The following is a 16270-nucleotide window of genomic DNA, read 5'->3' as shown; positions in this document are numbered from 1 at the left end:
CGCAACGGCTGTGCTCGTGTAGAAATGATGGACCTGACCCCGGAGTTATTTTTTCAGCTGTTCGCGGGCGTAGCCGGCGCTGGGGTGGTTGGGCGCCAGTTCGAGGAAGCTGGCGTAGGCTTTTTTGGCTTTGTCGCTGTCGTTCAGCTTTTGCCGCGCGTCGGCCAGGTTCAGGTAGGCGATCGCGCGCGAGGCGTCGATCTGGATGGTGTTTTCGAACCACCGCGCCGCTTCGGCATATTTTTCTTGTTTGTAGTACACGAAGCCGAGGTTGTTGGCCGCCAGCCCGAAATCGGGCCGGTATTTCAGCGCTTCGGTGAACGCCGCTTCGGCCGCCGCGTATTGCTTCTCCTTGTACAGCTGTAGCCCCTTGTCGTTGGCGCGCTGCGCCAACTGGCGCGCCGAGGCGTCCACCGGCTGCGGCGCGGCGATCTTCTGCTCGCCACCCTGCAGGTTTTTGATGACGACGGTGTTGCCGTCGGTTTGCTGGCTGCGGCCGCTGTCGAGCTTGCTGTTGAGGGCGATCGCGTCGGCGCCCAGCTGCGTTGACTGGGCGTTGAGGAACTCGGCCTCGGCCGGCAGCTGGAACACGAATTCGCCGCCCTCGGAGCCCGGCAGGCTGCCAAACGCCGGCGTCTGCTGCGACACGCTGGACACCGCCGGCGCCACATACGCCGCCAGTTCGGTGGCGGTGATCAGGCCGTCGCCATTGAGGTCGGCCTTGCCGTTCAGCGCCTGCAGCAGGGTCCAGGTGAACACGGAATGCCCGCCCGGTCCGCCATCAGCCACCATCTGGTCGGCGCCGCCGGCGGTCAGCATCTGGCGGCCGATGCGACGGGCGTTGTCGCGCAGGAAGGCGTTGCTGCCGCCGCCGCGCGTCAGGCCCAGGCCGCTGTAGCAGGCGTCCATGACGAACAGCACGTGCTTGGCGTTCAGACTTTCGGCAATGTTCTGTAAATCGGTCATCGGGATCGCGTCGACGCTGACTTGCTGCGGATCGGAGTCGGCCGGGATGATGTAGCCGAGGTTGCGGCCGGATGACAGTTGCCGCGTCGCGCCATGACCGGCGAAGAACACGAAGATGCGGTCATCCTTCTTCAGCCTGGCATCGGCCAGCTTATCGTGGAACACCGCCAGGATGTTGTTGCGGGTCGCTTCGCCATTGCTCAGCGTGAACACGCGCTCGCTGTCGAAGCCGAAGCGGTTGACCAACGTTTCGCGGATCGCCTTGGCGTCCTGCACCGCGTACTGCAGTTTGGGCCACTTCTGATAATCGTTGATGCCGATCACCACCGCGTAGCTGTTGGCATAGCCGGTGCTGACGGCGATTTTTTCCGGCTCGGGCTGTGCGCCGCGCATCACCTTGAAGTCCTGGCCATCCCAGCCGGCGAAGCTGTAGCCGTCGGCGATCAGCTTGTCCAGCACCATCGGCAGCGCCTTGACGCTGCGGTCGTGGATGTCATGGAACAGGATGATGCCGCGCTTTTCCTTGTCCAGCGTGCTCAGCACGCGGTTGGCGATCGAACTCGGCACCGGATCGGCCCAGTCCATCGAATCAACATTCCACATCACCGAGCGCAGCCCCAGCTGGCTCAGGATGGCCAGCCCTTCGGCGTTGTGTGCGCCATACGGGAAGCGGAACAGCGGCGAACGGCGCGCATCGGCCGCCTTCAGCGCGCTATCGGCATTGGCGATTTCGCCGTACAGCTTGTCGCCGCTCTGTTTCGACAGCAACGCGTGGCTGTAGCTGTGATTGCCCACCGCATGGCCGGCGTCAATCAGGCGCTTGCTCTCGTCCTTGTAGCGGCCGACGTTCTGGCCGACTTCAAAGAACACGCCCGGCACATTGTATTGCTTGAGGATGGCGGCGATTTCTTCGGTATAAGTGCCATGCGGACCGTCGTCAAAGGTCAGCACCACGGTTTTCGGCGGCAGCGCGTTGCCGAAGATTTCCTTGTTGGCCGGCGCGGCGGCGGCCTGCGGCTGCGGATACGGCATGATCACGCCGTAGTCCTTCATAATCTGCTCGAGGCTGTACAGCTTGCGCAGATGGGCGATGTAGTCATCCCATTTTTCGCGCTTGGGCGTGATGGCGCGCGCCTCGAAGCGCGCGAAGATGTCGCTGATCTCCTTGTCGTACTGCTTCTCGATATCCTCCAGCGCCGCCAGGTCTTCGCTGACGCGCTTGTGCAGCTTGATGGCCGGCAGCGTCTGGTCGGCGGCTGCCAGCTTTTGCAGCGCCAGCAGCACTTCGCGGAAGGCCAGCCGGTCGGCGTCGTACAGGCCGGGCGCGGACTCGATATATGACAGCAGCGCATCATCGGCGGCGTCGCGCTGGGCCGGCGGCAGCGCCTGGGTCTGCGCCAGCAGCGGCTGCAGGCGCGCCAGGCGTTCCAGATTTTCATGGAACAGTGACTGGCCAACCTGATTGGCGGCCTTGCGCTCGCTATCGCTCAGCGTTTTCTCATCGGCCAGCAGCACGATGATCTTGCGGTAGTTGGCCAGCAACGCCTGCAACTCGGGTTGCACGGCAGGCACGGCGGCGGCCGTCGTGGCAAGCGGCGCGGTGGGTGGCTGGTGACGGTACAAGGTCAGCGCCGCGCCGGCCAGCGCCGCCACTGCGGCGGCGATCATCAACTTGGATTTCATTGGCAATTCTTCAAAGCAACGGAATCCGCATTCTATGACATTTTTGCTAATTTTTCACTTGATAGCCGTCAGTCAGCGTGTGCAGGAAGACCACGATGTCGGCGATTTCGCGCGCATTCAGCAGCGGCTTGCTGCCCGGTTTGCCGCCGAAGGGCGCTTCCATATTGACGTTGCCATCCAGCCCGGCCGGCTGGTCGTCGAACTTGCGGCCCTGATACCACTGCTTGGGCGCGGTGTCGCGGGTGGCGTAAAAGCGCACCACTTCCTCCAGGCTGCTGAAACTGCCATTGTGGAAATAGGCCTTGCGCAGCGCCACGTTGCGCAGCGATGGCGTCTTGAAGGCGCCGCAATATTCCTTGTGATCCTTGAGATCGGTGCGGTCCGGGCCGCACAGGCCGAGATCGTAATACGCCGGATCGGCGTTGACCGCCAGCTTGCGGTTGCGCGGTACGCCGATATTAATCAGGCCGTAGTCGGTGAACTGCGGGAACACCCCGCCCGGCGAAATGCGGCTGATGTGGCAGGACGCGCAATTGCCCTTGGTTTCGTCATTGAACAGGTTCATGCCGCGCAGCTCCTGCGCCGACAGCGTGGTCTGCTTGCGCAGGAAGGCGTCATACTTGCTGCTGTACGGATAGAAGTCGGACGGGCTTTCCTGGAATACTTCCAGCGCCATCAGCGCGCCCTGTAGCGCGGCCTTGGGCTGGCTGAAGATATCGGCGCCAAACACCTGGCGGAACTGCGGCGCCAGCGGACCGGCCTGCAGCCGCGCCAACACCGCCGCCTCGTCCTGATTACCCATCTCGCGCGCCGACAACAGCGGCCCCAGCGCCTGCTCATGCGCCGACTGGGTGCGGCCGTCCCAGTTGTGGCCGCCGGTCGGGCCGGCATCGACACTGTCGTCGCCATCGTCATCGTGATAGTGCTCGGTGAAGGCCGGCACGTTCTGGATATAGCGCAGCGACGGCGCAGCGCGCGTGCCCTCGGTCTTGCCATCGGCGCCGCCCAGCTGCACCGCCAGCTTGTTGTTGGGGCTGTAGGCATTGTCCGGGCTGTGGCAACTGGCGCAGGCCAGCTTGCCGGATGCCGACAGCGACACCTCGTTGAACATGGCGCGGCCCAGCGCGGTCAGCTCAGGCACAGTGGGCTGGCGGCCGGCACGTGGCGCGTAGGCGGCGCGGACCGGGTCGGCGGCCTTGGCGCTAGCACTGGCGGCGGGCGGCGTGGATGGCTGGCAAGCGGCCAGCAGCGTTGCGGCGACAACTGTATAAATAATTTTCATGCGCGCAGCCTAGCAAACCGACATGACAGCTACATGACAGCCATAGGCTGATACAAAACGATACTTTCGCAATCATTCCATTTCATCATCTTGAAATATTTACTACCTAGCATGAGCCGCTTTCACCCCACCCACTTCTAGGCAGAACAATGAAAAATACTCTGAAAACGGTATTGCGTCCGCTGCCGCTGGTATTGGCGGCAGCCGGCATCGGCGCCGGCCTGATCGCCTGCGGCAGCTCGCACGACGACAGCGTCCCCACCCTGACCGGCCAGGTGGTCGGCAGCTATTATGAAAACGCCGTGGTCTGCCTGGAAAGCAGCAGCACCAAATTCACCTGCGATTCCAGCACCGGCACCGTGCGCACCGGCGCCGACGGCAGCTTCAAGGTCACCGGCACCAACAGCGGCGCGCTGCTGGTCACGGTCGGCACCGACGCCATCCGCCACGACGCGCTGGGCGACGCCGGCACCAAGGTCACGCAGAAACTGGTGTTCCGCGCCCCGAACGGCCACACCGGCTTCATCGACGCCATCAGCACCGAGCTGACTGCCATCATGGACGCCAACGGCGGCAACTTCGCCACCGCGCGCACCCAGCTGGCGGCCCGCATCGGCGTGTCCGAATCCAATCTGCTGGCCGACATCAACAAAGTCAGCGGCGACGACCAGACCAAGCTGAAAGCCGAAAACGACATCTTCACCGCCGTGATCGCCACTGCGGCCGGCCTCAGCACCACCGCCGACACCACCGCCGCCGTCAGCGCCGGCGCCGCGCTCGGCAACATCAAAAACATCGTCGTCATCTACGCTGAAAACCGCGGCTTCGACAACCTGTACGGCCTGTTCCCCGGCGCCAACGGCGTACCCGGCGTGAACCCGACCTCGTCCAGCAGCTACGTGGCGCAGAAAGACGTCGACGGCAGCACGCTGTCGGTACTGCCACCGACCTGGGGCGGCATGACCGCCGCCGGCCAAAGCCTGGTGATCACCCAGGCGCAATCGACCGGCCTGGCCAACAAGCCATTCCAGATCGACGACGCCAACAGCGCCATCGCGATTCCGCAATCGGTGATCACGCGCGACCTGGTGCACCGCTTCTACAACAACCAGATGCAAATCAACGGCGGCCTGAACGACAAGTTCGCGGCCTACTCCGACGCTGGCGGCCTGACCATGGGCTACTACGACGGCAGCAAGATGAAGATGTGGGACATCGCCAAGCAATACGCGCTGGCCGACAACCTGTTCATCGGCGCCTTCGGCGGCTCGTTCCTGACCCACCAGTACCTGATCTGCGCCTGCGCGCCGCAATACCCGAACGCCGACACCTCGGTGGCCTCCGGCTCGATCGCCAAGATCGACACCGACGCCAACGGCAACTTCGTGCGCCTGACGCCATCGACCACCGCGCCGAGCAGCGCCCTGAACGGCGCGCCATCGTACGCCAATGACGGCGCCATCACCCCGGCCGACTCGACCGGCATGTTCTACGCGGTCAACACCATGCAGCCGCCGTACCAGCCGAGCTCGAACGCGCCGGCATCGGCCGACAGCACCCGCCTGTACGCCGACACCAGCAAATCGACCACGCTGCCACCGCAGACCCAGACCAACATCGGCGACCTGCTGACGGCCAAGAGCATCGACTGGGCCTGGTACGCCGGCGCCTGGAGCAGCTCGCTGGCCAACGCCTCCTCGGCCTCGCGCACCACGTTTGCCAATCCGCCTAACTTCCAGTTCCACCATCAGCCGTTCAACTACTTCGCCAATATGGACCCGGTGAAGTACCCGGCCTACCGCGCCGCCCACCTGAAGGATTACGACAGCCAGTTCGTGTCCGACGTGGCCAACGGCACGCTGCCGGCGGTGGCGTTCTACAAACCACAGGGCAACCTGAACCAGCACGCCGGCTACGCCTCGGTATCGGATGGCGACGCCCACATCGCCGACGTCATCGCCAAGCTGAAAGCCAGCCCGCAGTGGAAGAACATGCTGGTGATCGTCACCTACGACGAAAACGGCGGCTTCTACGACCACGCCGCGCCACCGAAGGGTGACCGTTGGGGTCCGGGCACGCGCGTACCGGCGATCATCGTCTCGCCGTTCGTCAAAAAAGGCACGGTCGACCACACCCAGTATGACTCCGCCTCGATCCTGCGCGCCATCACCCACCGCTTCAACCTGCCGGTGCTGGCCGGCCTGACGACCCGCGACAAAGCGCTGGCCGCCAGCGGCGCCAAACCGATGGGCGACTTCAGCGGCGCCCTCGCCCTGACGCCACAGGAGTAACCCCCACTCCGGGGTCAGGTCCATCATTTCTACACGAGCCCAGCTGTAGCCGTACGGCTACAGCTGGGCTCGTGTAGAAATGATGGACCTGACCCCGGAGTTTTTGCCATAGAATCTGGGAAAACAATTTCTTGGAGACCTATGAGCTATCTTTCTTTGCGCGCCTTGAGGGCGCTTTTTTGTGGCCTGTTGTTGACGGCTTGGGCGCCGCTTCATGCGGAGGTGCTGGGTAGCGTTGATTCGCCTTCGCATGCGCTGAGCGTTAAGGTGCAGCTGGAGGATGGCGGCCGCTTGACGTATCAGGTGTTGCGCAAGGGTAAGCTGCTGATCGCGCCGTCGCGGCTGGGCTTTTTGCTGGCGAACGCGCCGCAGATGGATCAGGGCTTTGCGTTGGCCGCAAGCGCCGTCAGTGCGCATGACGATACCTGGGAACAGCCTTGGGGCGAACGTCGCTTCGTCCGCAATCATTATCAGGAACTGCGTCTCGACTTGGTGCAGAAGGATCAGGACGGCCGCAAAATGGCTGTGGTGTTCCGTGTGTTCGACGATGGCGTCGGCTTCCGTTACGAATTCCCCGAGCAGCCGCAGTTGCCGCTGACGCAGATCAGCGATGAGTTGACCGAGTTCGTGGTCGCGCCCGTCGCCACCGCCTGGTGGCAGGAGGCCGGCGAAAAGGCGGCGCTGGAGTATCCAATACGCCGCACTCCGCTGGCCGAAGTCGGCACCGCCAATACGCCAATAACGATCCGCACCGCCGATGGCACCCATATCGCCTTCCACGAGGCGGCGCTGGTCGATTACGCGTCGATGTGGCTGCGCAAGGTGGCCGGTCAGACACTGCGCGCGCAGCTGACGCCGTCCGCCTTCGGCCCGCCGGTCGAGCGCCACGGCGCCTTCACCACGCCTTGGCGCACCATGCAGATTGCCGATGATGCCGCCGGCCTCTACATGTCCGATCTGGTGCTGAATCTGAACGAGCCCAACAAGCTGGGCGATGTGTCCTGGGTTCAGCCAGGCAAGTTTGTCGGCGTGTGGTGGGAGATGCATCTGGAGCAGAGCACCTGGGGCGCGGGGCCGAAACACGGCGCCACCACCGCCAACACCAAACGCTATATCGACTTCGCCGCCCGCAACGGTTTCCGTGGCGTGCTGGTCGAGGGCTGGAATCTGGGATGGGATGGCAACTGGTCCGGTAGCGGTTCATCTTTCAGCTTCACCCAGCCGTATCCGGATTTCGATCTGCCGGCCGTCACCGACTACGCGCGCGCCAAGGGTGTGCGCCTGATCGGCCATCATGAAACCGGCGGCAACATCGCCCGCTACGAGCAGCAGATGGACGCCGGCTATCAGCTATACGCGAAGCTGGGCGTGGATAGCATCAAGTCCGGCTATGTGACCGATGCCGGCACCGCGCTGTTCCCCGGCCCCAACGGCAGCACCCACTTCGGCTACACCGATTCGCAGGAAGGCGCGCGCCATTACCTGAAGGCGGTGACCGAAGCCGCGCGCTACAAACTGGCGATCGATACCCACGAGCCGATCAAGGACACCGGCCTGCGCCGCACCTACCCGAACTGGATTTCGCGCGAGGGCGCGCGCGGCATGGAGTACAACGCCTGGGGCAACCCGATCAACAGCGTCGACCATGAGGTCAATCTGGTGTTCACGCGCATGCTGAGCGGGCCGATGGATTACACGCCGGGCATCCTCAGCCTGGAGGGCGTCAAAGGCCGCCCGATCAATTCGACTCAGGCCAAGCAGCTGGCCAGCTTTGTGGTGATTTATTCGCCGGTGGTGATGGCGGCCGATCTGATCGAAAACTACGAGAAATATCCCGGTCCCTTCCAGTTCATCAAGGACGTGCCGACCGATTGGTCCGATACCCGCGTGCTGCACGGCCAACTGGGCGAGTACGCGACCATCGCCCGCAAGGACCGCCGCTCGGACGACTGGTATGTCGGCTCGATTACCGACGGCAAGGCGCGCACGCTGTCGCTGCCGCTGAGCTTCCTCGATGCAGGCAAGCGCTACACGGCCGAAATCTACCGCGACGGCCCACAGGCCGATTACCGCAACAAGCACCGCTACGACCTCGTCATCGAGAAAAAAACGGTGACCGCCGCCAGCGTGTTGACACTGAAATTGGCACCCGGCGGCGGCCAGGCAATCCGCCTCACACCGCTACGCTGAACCGCGAGCTATAACGTTTCCAGCGCCAGCAATAATTTTTTGCGCTGGAAGCGATACCACTCGTGGTGCGTAATCGGCATGTCATATCCGCTCATTAGTCTGTTGCCTTTTTACATCTGACAACGGATTTGACATGCAACTGCCTACCCGCCCTCACCTGCTGGCCCTGAGCATCGCCCTGGCGTTGACCGCCTGCGGCTCCAATATTGAAGACGAGCCACTGGTCATCCCGGCCGCGCCCGCCGACCAGGGCGCGGCGGAAACCGTCGCCGTGCCAAGCGCCACCGCGTTTGTCGACACCGTCGCCACCAACCAGCGCGGCGACGCCCGCTATGCGACCCTGGCCACCAACGCCGGCGTGCGCGTGCTGGGCGGCTTCCTCGACATCTGGAAACCGCTGACCCAAATCGTCGACGCCGGCGTCACCGCGCCAGCGGTTGACAGCTTCCCGGCCGTGGTCGCATCGACCTGGACCGGCGTGCCGGGCGATGGCACGCCGGACGGCACCATTGCCAACAGCACCGTGCACCAGGCCAACATCAACTATGTGATCAACGCCACCACCAACCGCACCGCCGACCAGGCCGTGCAAGCCTATCTGGATGACCGCCGTGGCAAGGGCTACAGCGTGACCGACGGCCTGGGCCCGCTGACCAACGCCTGGCGCACCGCCGCCCAGCAGACCACCAGCATCACCTCGGTGGCCTCGGACGCCACCACCGTGCTGTACAACGACAGCGGCAACAACACCGGCGTCGGCAGCACCACCAACACCACCTTCGGCAATGTGGTCGACCTGGTCAACCTGGTCGGCAACAACGCTTCGACCGAACCGGCCAAGCGCTTCTACAAATATGCACGTCCGTACCGCTGGAGCAGCAGCGTGGTACTGCTGCCGACGCTGGTGCCGGCCAAGAGCACCACCCCGGCCACCGACGGCGGCTTCCCGAGCGGCCACACCGCCGAAGCGGTGCGCGACACCATCGCCATGGCCTACGCGCTGCCGGAACGCTATCAGGAAATTCTGAGCCGCGGCCTGGAGCTGGGCGAGATGCGCATCATCGCCGGCATGCACTCGCCAACCGACGTGATCGGCGGCCGTATCCTCGGCACCGCCACCGCCGCCGCCAACCTGTACGACAGCACCAACGCCGCCAAGAAAGCGGCCGCCGTGACCCAGGCACACACCGCGCTGATCGCCGCCACCGGCACCACCGCCGACACCTTCGCGGCTTACGCGCAATCGGGCACCACCGCCACCGACCGCTTCGCCGACTACGCCACCAACAAGACCAACTACAGCCGCCGCCTGACCTTCGGCTTCGCGCAGATCGCCAGCACCACCGCGACTGCCGTGGTACCGAAAGGCGCCGAGGTGCTGCTGGAAACCCGTCAACCTTACCTGAGCGACGCCCAGCGCCGCGTGGTGCTGAAAACCACCGCGCTGGCATCCGGCTATCCGGTGTCGGATGATTCCGAAGGCTGGGGCCGTCTGAACCTGTTCGCGGCGGCCGACGGCTACGGCGCGTTCAGCGGCAACGTCACCATCGCCATGGACGCCAGCAAGGGCGGCTTCAACGCGGCCGACCGCTGGCGCAACAACATCAGCGGTAGCGGCAAGCTGATCAAGCAAGGTACGGGCACGCTGAAACTGGCCGGCGCCAACACCTGGACCGGCGGCACCGAGCTGACCGCCGGCACCTTGACCGGTGAGTCGACGGCCGCCTTCGGCGCCGGCGACGTCTACAACAGCGGCGGCACGCTGGTCTCCAACGCCAGCAGCGCGGTCAAGCTGGCCGGCAAGTACACCCAGCTGAGCGGCAGCACCGTGCTGGAACTGGATGTCGGTGGCGCCGCCGCCGGTAGCCAGGGCACGCTGACCGTGGCCGGCACCGCCACCATCGCCGGCGGCACGCTGCGCATCAAGTTCGCCAGCGGCTATGCGCCGAAAGCCGGCACTGTGCTGACCGTGCTGACCGCAGGTAGCCTGAAAGGCCGCTTCACCACCGTCTCGGTGGACGGCTTCAGCAGCGTGACCGCGACCTACGGCGCCACCACGCTGACCTTGACGCTGGGCTAATCCTCCGCGTCTCAGCTCTCGCCCGGCGCCGGCCACTTGGTCGCGCCGGGCGATTGTTTTATTAAATCGAACAATTTGTGCAGAACATATCAATGGACTGCATAGCCATACGCTTTCATACTTTGCTTATTCGGAATTTGAATAAGAGAGCGCGAAATGCGTGCCAACATCCTGCCCGGACTGCTGCTGTGCGCGGCGGTCACCGCCGCCGCCGTCGGCCTTGAACACCTGGAAAGCGCATTGTTTGGCCGCGCCTGGCTGGAAAGCCTGGTGCTGGCGATCGTGCTTGGCACCAGCCTGCGCACGCTGACGCCGGCCTCGGCGCTTTGGACGCGCGGCGCGGCCGGCATCCAGTTCAGCGCCAAGACGTTGCTGGAACTGGCGGTGCTGCTGCTGGGCGCATCGGTCAGCGCGGGATCGCTACTGGCCAAGGGCTGGATGCTGCTAGCCGGCATCGCCGGTGTGGTGGTGCTGGCGATAGTCAGCAGCTACGCCATCGGCCGCCTCAGCGGTCTGCCGGCCAAGCTGGCGATTCTGATCGCCTGCGGTAACTCCATCTGCGGCAACTCGGCCATCGCCGCCGTCGCGCCCGTCATTGACGCCGATGGCCAAGACGTGGCCGCCTCAATTTCCTTCACCGCCGTGCTGGGCGTGCTGGTGGTGCTGGCTCTGCCGCTGGCGATGCCGCTGCTGTCGCTGTCGGCCATGCAGTACGGCGTGTTTGCCGGCCTCACAGTGTACGCCGTGCCGCAGGTGCTGGCCGCCACCAGCGCGGTGTCGCTGAGCAGCGCCCACGTCGGCACGCTGGTCAAGCTGGTACGGGTGATGATGCTGGGACCGGTGGTGTTGCTGCTGTCACTGTTCGGCCCGCGCGCCGAACGCCAGCGGCCGCAGTTGTCGCAGCTGGTGCCGTGGTTCATTCTCGGCTTCCTGGCGCTGATGGCGCTGCGCACTTTCGACCTGATCCCGCACGCCGTGCTGGCACCCACCCAGCACGCGGCCGATGCGCTGACCGTGATGTCGATGGCCGCGCTCGGTCTGGGCGTCGACGCCCGCAGCGTGCTGCGCGCCGGTGGCCGGGTTACCATGGTGGTGGTGCTGTCGCTACTGGTGCTGTGTGCGATCAGCCTCGGCCTGATCCATTTTCTGTCTATCGCTTAAGGAATTCGCATGACGCTGGAACAACTGCGCATTTTCATCGCCGTCGCCGAGCGCGAACACCTGACGCAGGCGGCCGACGCGCTGGCGTTGACGCCGTCGGCGGTCAGCGCCTCGATCCGCGCGCTGGAAGAGCGCTACGACACCCCGCTGTTTCACCGCATGGGTCGCGGCATCCAGCTCAACGACGCCGGCCGTCAGTTTCTGACCAAGGCGCGCGCCACGTTGGCCGCCGCCCGCAACGCCGAAATGGCGCTGGCCGAACTGGCCGGGCTGCAGCGCGGCACGCTGGCGGTACACGCCAGTCAGACCATCGCCAGCTACTGGCTGCCGCCGCTGCTGCTGGCGTTTCACCGGCAATATCCGCTGATCGCGCTCAGCCTCACCATCGGCAACACCAGCAGCGTGGCGCAAGCGGTGCGCGACGGCACCGCCGATCTGGGACTGGTGGAAGACGGTGTCGACGAGCCGGAACTGGTAGTGACGCCACTGGGCGACGACCACATCACGATCGTGGTGGCGCCCGACCACGCGTGGGCCGATGGCCGCGCGCTGGACCGCGCCGCGCTGCTGGACGCCGAATGGATCATGCGCGAACAAGGCTCGGGCACGCGCTCGGCGTTTGAAGCGCGGCTGGCGGCGCTGGACATCACGCCATCGCAGCTGAAGGTAGCGCTGGCGCTGCCGTCCAACGAAGCGGTACGCAGCGCGGTGCTGGCCGGGCCGTATGCGGCGGTGGCGTCCGAACTGGTGGTGGCGCCGCATCTGCAGGCCGGACTGCTGTGCCGGGCCAACCTTGATTTGCCGCCAAGACCATTTTCGCTGCTGCATCATCGCCAGCGCCACCAGAGCCGGGCGGCACAGGCGCTGGCGCATATCGTTCAGGCCGCGTAAGCGGTATCATGGCGGCATCGCCACTTGCCGCCCGCGCCATGAACCAAGCCGACCTCTTCCAAGACAAGCTCGACGCCCACGCCAAAGAAGTGGAACGGTTTCATGGCGAAGTGGCCAACGTCACGCGGCAGATCGCCAACTGCGACAAGCTGGTCCGGCTGGCCAATGCCGGCCTGAGCCAGATCGACAGCAAAATCGCCGACGCCGTCGCGCTAAACGCCGAAGCGCAGCAAATCGCCAACACCGCCGCGCAGCAAGCCAGCCAGGCCGCCACCATCGCCACCCAAGCCGCAGTGGCCGACATGGTGACACAACTGAGCAGCGCCACCGAGGCCGCGCGCAAGACCGGCGCCGCCCTCAACCTGCTGCAATTCAAAACCGGCGCCTGGATCGCCGTCTACACCGTGCTGGTACTACTGTGCTGCCTGCTGACCGGATGGTTGACCAGCTGGGCACTACGCGGCCAAGCGCTGACACCCGAACAAGCCCACTACATCGAGCTGGGCAAAGCCCACGAAGCACTACTGGCCAACGCCAACGACAAAGAGCTCAAACAAATCAACGCCATCCGCACCCGCAAAAAATAAGGGGGGCAATCCTCCCAAAGCTACACGGGCTCTACCGTAGCGTTCCGCTACGGTAGAGCCCGTGTAGCTTTGGGAGGATTGACCCCGGGGTTTAACGCTGGCCGGCCAGGCGGCGGACTACGGTCGCCAGGCGGTCGATTTCGTCGAAGGTGTTGTAGAACGCCAGCGACGGCCGTACCGTGGTTTCGAGCCCGAAGCGACGCAGGATCGGCTGTGCGCAGTGGTGACCCGTGCGCACGGCGATGCCTTCTTCGTTCAGCGCTTTGCCGACTTCTTCGGTGCTGTAGCCGGCCAACACGAACGACAGCACGCTGGCTTTGTTGGCTGCGGTACCAACCAGGCGCACGCCTTTGATGTCCTGCAGTTGCGCGGTGCCGTACACCAGCAGGTCATGCTCGTAACGGGCGATGTTTTCGATGCCGACACGGTTGACGTAGTCGATCGCCGCGCCCAAGCCCACCGCATCGGCGATGTTGCCGGTGCCGGCTTCGAACTTGTTGGGGATCGGCTGGAACACGGTTCTTTCAAACGTGACGTCGGCGATCATGTTGCCGCCGCCCTGCCATGGCGGCATGTCTTCCAGCACTTCTCGCTTGCCCCACACCACGCCGATGCCGGTCGGACCGAACACTTTGTGGCCGGAGAAGACGAAGAAGTCGGCCCCCAGATCCTGCACGTCGACCCGCATGTGCGATACCGATTGCGCGCCATCGACCAGCGCCTTGGCGCCGGCGCGGTGCGCCAGTTCGACGATCTCCTTGACCGGCGTGACCGTGCCCAGCGCGTTCGACACCTGGGTGATCGACACCAGCTTGGTGCGGTCGTTGAGCAGCTTGCGGTATTCGTCCAGCAGAATCTGGCCGCTGTCGTCGACTGGTATCACGCGCAGCTTGGCGCCCTTGGCGGCGGCCAGCTGTTGCCACGGTACGATGTTGGCATGGTGCTCCAGATTGGAGACGATGATTTCGTCGCCCTCGCCGATGTGCTGCGCGCCCCAGCTCTTGGCCACCAGGTTGATCGCCTCGGTGGTACCGCGCACGAAGATGACTTCGTTGACATCCGGTGCGTTGATGAAGCGCTTGACGCGTTCGCGCGCGCCTTCGTAGGCATCGGTGGCGCGCGCCGCCAGTTCATGCGCGGCACGGTGGATGTTGGAGTTCTCGTGCTGGTAGAAGTAGGCGATGCGGTCGATCACCGACTGCGGCTTGTGGGTGGTGGCGGCGTTGTCGAACCAAACCAGCTGACGGCCGTTGACGCGCTCCTGCAGCACCGGGAAATCGCGCCGCACGGCGTGCACGTCGAACGGCGGATGACGATCGCCGCCAGCCAGCGGCACGGTGGCGTGCGGTTGCGGCTTGGGTGGCGTCACGTAGCCGCTCGGCAGCACCACGGCGTCTACAAAGTAGTATTGTGGACGGTCGGTGGCCGATGGCGTGGCGTGCGAGGTGGCGGCGCTGGCGCCGGGGATGCCCGAGCCGCCAGGCGCGCTGGCTGCGGCGGAGGCTGGCGCCAACGCTTGCGTGCCCGGCAGGCCGGTGGCCGGTGGCGAACTCAGTTCGCGCAGACCCAACGGCGGCGCTGGATACAGGCTGGCTTCCGGATAGGCGGCGCCCGGCGGCAGCGCGGTGGACGACGCGGCGCTACCCTGACTGGCACCGGTGCCAGGCTGGCCGTAGCGCTCGTTGAGGAAGTAGAACGGCGACGCGCCAGCCGACGGCGCATCCGCGCCCACAGCCTCCGGCACGCCCAGCACGCTGCTGCCGCTGCGCGGTTCGTACGCCGGCAGGCTGCTGTAGACCTTGTCCGGCACGCCGTTGCCAGCCTGCGCGGCCGGCGCCAATGCCGGTGCGCGGTTGCCCAGCGACAGCACTTGGGTCGGCGACGCTGGAATCAGATTGGTGCCTGGCAGTTGCCCTTGCGGGATCGGCGTGCCCGGCACGCCGGGGCCGAAGCCGGCCGGGCTGACCAGCGGCGAACCCGGCGGCGCGATATTGCCCGGCGCCTGCACGCCGTGCACGCCAACCGGCGTGTTGAACGGCGCTTGCGGCACGCCGGCCGCGCCAGGCGATGCCTGGAACAGCTCGTTGGCCAACCGCGCCAACGCCGCCGGATCAAATGGCGCGCCGGCCGGCTCCGCCACCGGCAGAGTAGGAGATGGATGGCTCACGGCGGACCTTATTTGTAGGTGTCAGGATAGTCGTGGTATTTGCCGATCTCGACATCGTCCAACACCGCCAGCGCGTCCGGGGTCAACACCGCCAGCGAGCAGTACAGCGAAATCAGATACGACGAAATCGCATGGTTGTTGATGCCCATGAAGCGCACCGACAGACCCGGGCTTTGTTCGCCAGGCAGGCCCGGCTGGAACAAACCAACCACGCCCTGACGCTTGTCGCCCACGCGCAGCAGGATGATTTTCGACTTGCCATCGGCCACAGGCACTTTGTCCGACGGAATCAGCGGAATGCCGCGCCAGGTGATGAACTGCGAGCCGAACAGGCTGATGGTCGGCGGCGGCGTGCCGCGACGGGTGGCTTCGCGGCCGAAGGCGGCAATCGCCAGCGGGTGGGTCAGGAAGAAGGCCGGCTCTTTCCACACCTTGGTCAGCAGCTCGTCCAGATCGTCCGGGGTCGGCGCGCCGGTCAGCGGGAAGATGCGTTGCTCATCGGTTACTTGCGCCAGCAGGCCGTAATCCGGGTTGTTGATCAGTTCGGATTCCTGGTTTTCCTTGATCGTTTCGATGGTCAGGCGCAGCTGTTCTTTGATCTGGTCATGCGGGCTGCTGTACAGATCGGACACGCGGGTGTGCACGTCCAGAATGGTCGACACCGCGTTAAGGAAATACTCGCGTGGATTTTCTTCGTAATCGACATAGGTGCGCGGCAGCTGGTTCTCTTCTTCGCGCGCGGTGCAGGTGACCTTGATCGCTTCCGGATTTTTCACCTGGTTGAGGCGATAGATACCGGCTTCCACCGGCACCCACTGCAGCAAGTGCGTCAGCCAGCGCGGGCTGATGGTCGACAGCTGCGGCGCTGTCTTGGTTGCGTTTGCTAATTGCCGTGCGGCGTTATCGCCCAGCGCGGTGGTCCCACCTACAGTTGCCGACATTGTGACTCCGATCAAGATTGGTTAAGAAGAA

At 64.8% G+C, this 16270-nt stretch carries 10 protein-coding genes; 6 read left to right on the top strand and 4 right to left on the bottom strand.

Annotated features, from left to right (window positions below):
• Nucleotides 1-45 precede the first annotated feature (45 nt).
• Complete coding sequence (locus tag GJ699_RS10620) at nt 46-2649, bottom strand: polysaccharide deacetylase family protein (protein WP_154375848.1); 2604 nt, start codon at nt 2647-2649, stop codon at nt 46-48.
• A 46-nt stretch (nt 2650-2695) separates the two neighbouring features.
• Nucleotides 2696-3931, bottom strand: a complete 1236-nt coding sequence (locus tag GJ699_RS10615) for a cytochrome-c peroxidase (RefSeq protein ID WP_154375846.1) — start codon at nt 3929-3931, stop codon at nt 2696-2698.
• A 149-nt stretch (nt 3932-4080) separates the two neighbouring features.
• Here GJ699_RS10615 and acpA point away from each other — a divergent pair, with 149 nt between their 5' ends.
• From acpA to GJ699_RS10585, 6 genes are all read left to right on the top strand, one after another.
• Nucleotides 4081-6222 carry an acid phosphatase gene (acpA, locus tag GJ699_RS10610; RefSeq protein ID WP_154375844.1) on the top strand — a complete coding sequence of 714 codons (2142 nt, stop codon included), beginning with the start codon at nt 4081-4083 and terminating at the stop codon, nt 6220-6222.
• Nucleotides 6223-6363: 141 nt separating this feature from the next.
• A complete protein-coding gene (locus tag GJ699_RS10605) occupies nt 6364-8412 on the top strand; it encodes a glycoside hydrolase family 97 protein (RefSeq protein ID WP_154375842.1) in 2049 nt (682 codons plus the stop codon).
• Between the two features lie 133 nt (nt 8413-8545).
• Entirely contained in the window at nt 8546-10492 is a 1947-nt protein-coding gene (locus GJ699_RS10600) for an acid phosphatase (protein ID WP_154375840.1), read from the top strand.
• A 156-nt stretch (nt 10493-10648) separates the two neighbouring features.
• Nucleotides 10649-11653: a YeiH family protein gene (locus GJ699_RS10595; protein ID WP_154375837.1), complete on the top strand. Its 1005-nt coding sequence runs from the start codon at nt 10649-10651 to the stop codon at nt 11651-11653.
• A 9-nt stretch (nt 11654-11662) separates the two neighbouring features.
• Entirely contained in the window at nt 11663-12544 is an 882-nt protein-coding gene (locus GJ699_RS10590) for a LysR family transcriptional regulator (RefSeq protein ID WP_154375835.1), read from the top strand.
• An 8-nt stretch (nt 12545-12552) separates the two neighbouring features.
• The gene (locus GJ699_RS10585) at nt 12553-13131 is read left to right on the top strand and encodes a hypothetical protein (protein ID WP_154375833.1); all 579 of its coding nucleotides are present in this window, start codon (nt 12553-12555) and stop codon (nt 13129-13131) included.
• Nucleotides 13132-13222: 91 nt separating this feature from the next.
• On the opposite strand, the gene GJ699_RS10580 is transcribed toward GJ699_RS10585, so the two are convergent.
• A complete protein-coding gene (locus GJ699_RS10580; protein ID WP_371867523.1) occupies nt 13223-15298 on the bottom strand; it encodes a family 2A encapsulin nanocompartment cargo protein cysteine desulfurase in 2076 nt (691 codons plus the stop codon).
• Nucleotides 15299-15306: 8 nt separating this feature from the next.
• Entirely contained in the window at nt 15307-16239 is a 933-nt protein-coding gene (locus GJ699_RS10575) for a family 2A encapsulin nanocompartment shell protein (RefSeq protein WP_154375831.1), read from the bottom strand.
• Between the last annotated feature and the right edge of the window lie 31 nt (nt 16240-16270).

Source organism: Duganella guangzhouensis, assembly GCF_009674535.1.
In the GTDB taxonomy this organism is placed as follows: domain Bacteria; phylum Pseudomonadota; class Gammaproteobacteria; order Burkholderiales; family Burkholderiaceae_D; genus Rugamonas; species Rugamonas guangzhouensis.
Note: the sequence above shows the minus strand (reverse complement) of the source record. Positions and strands in the feature narration are given on the sequence as shown.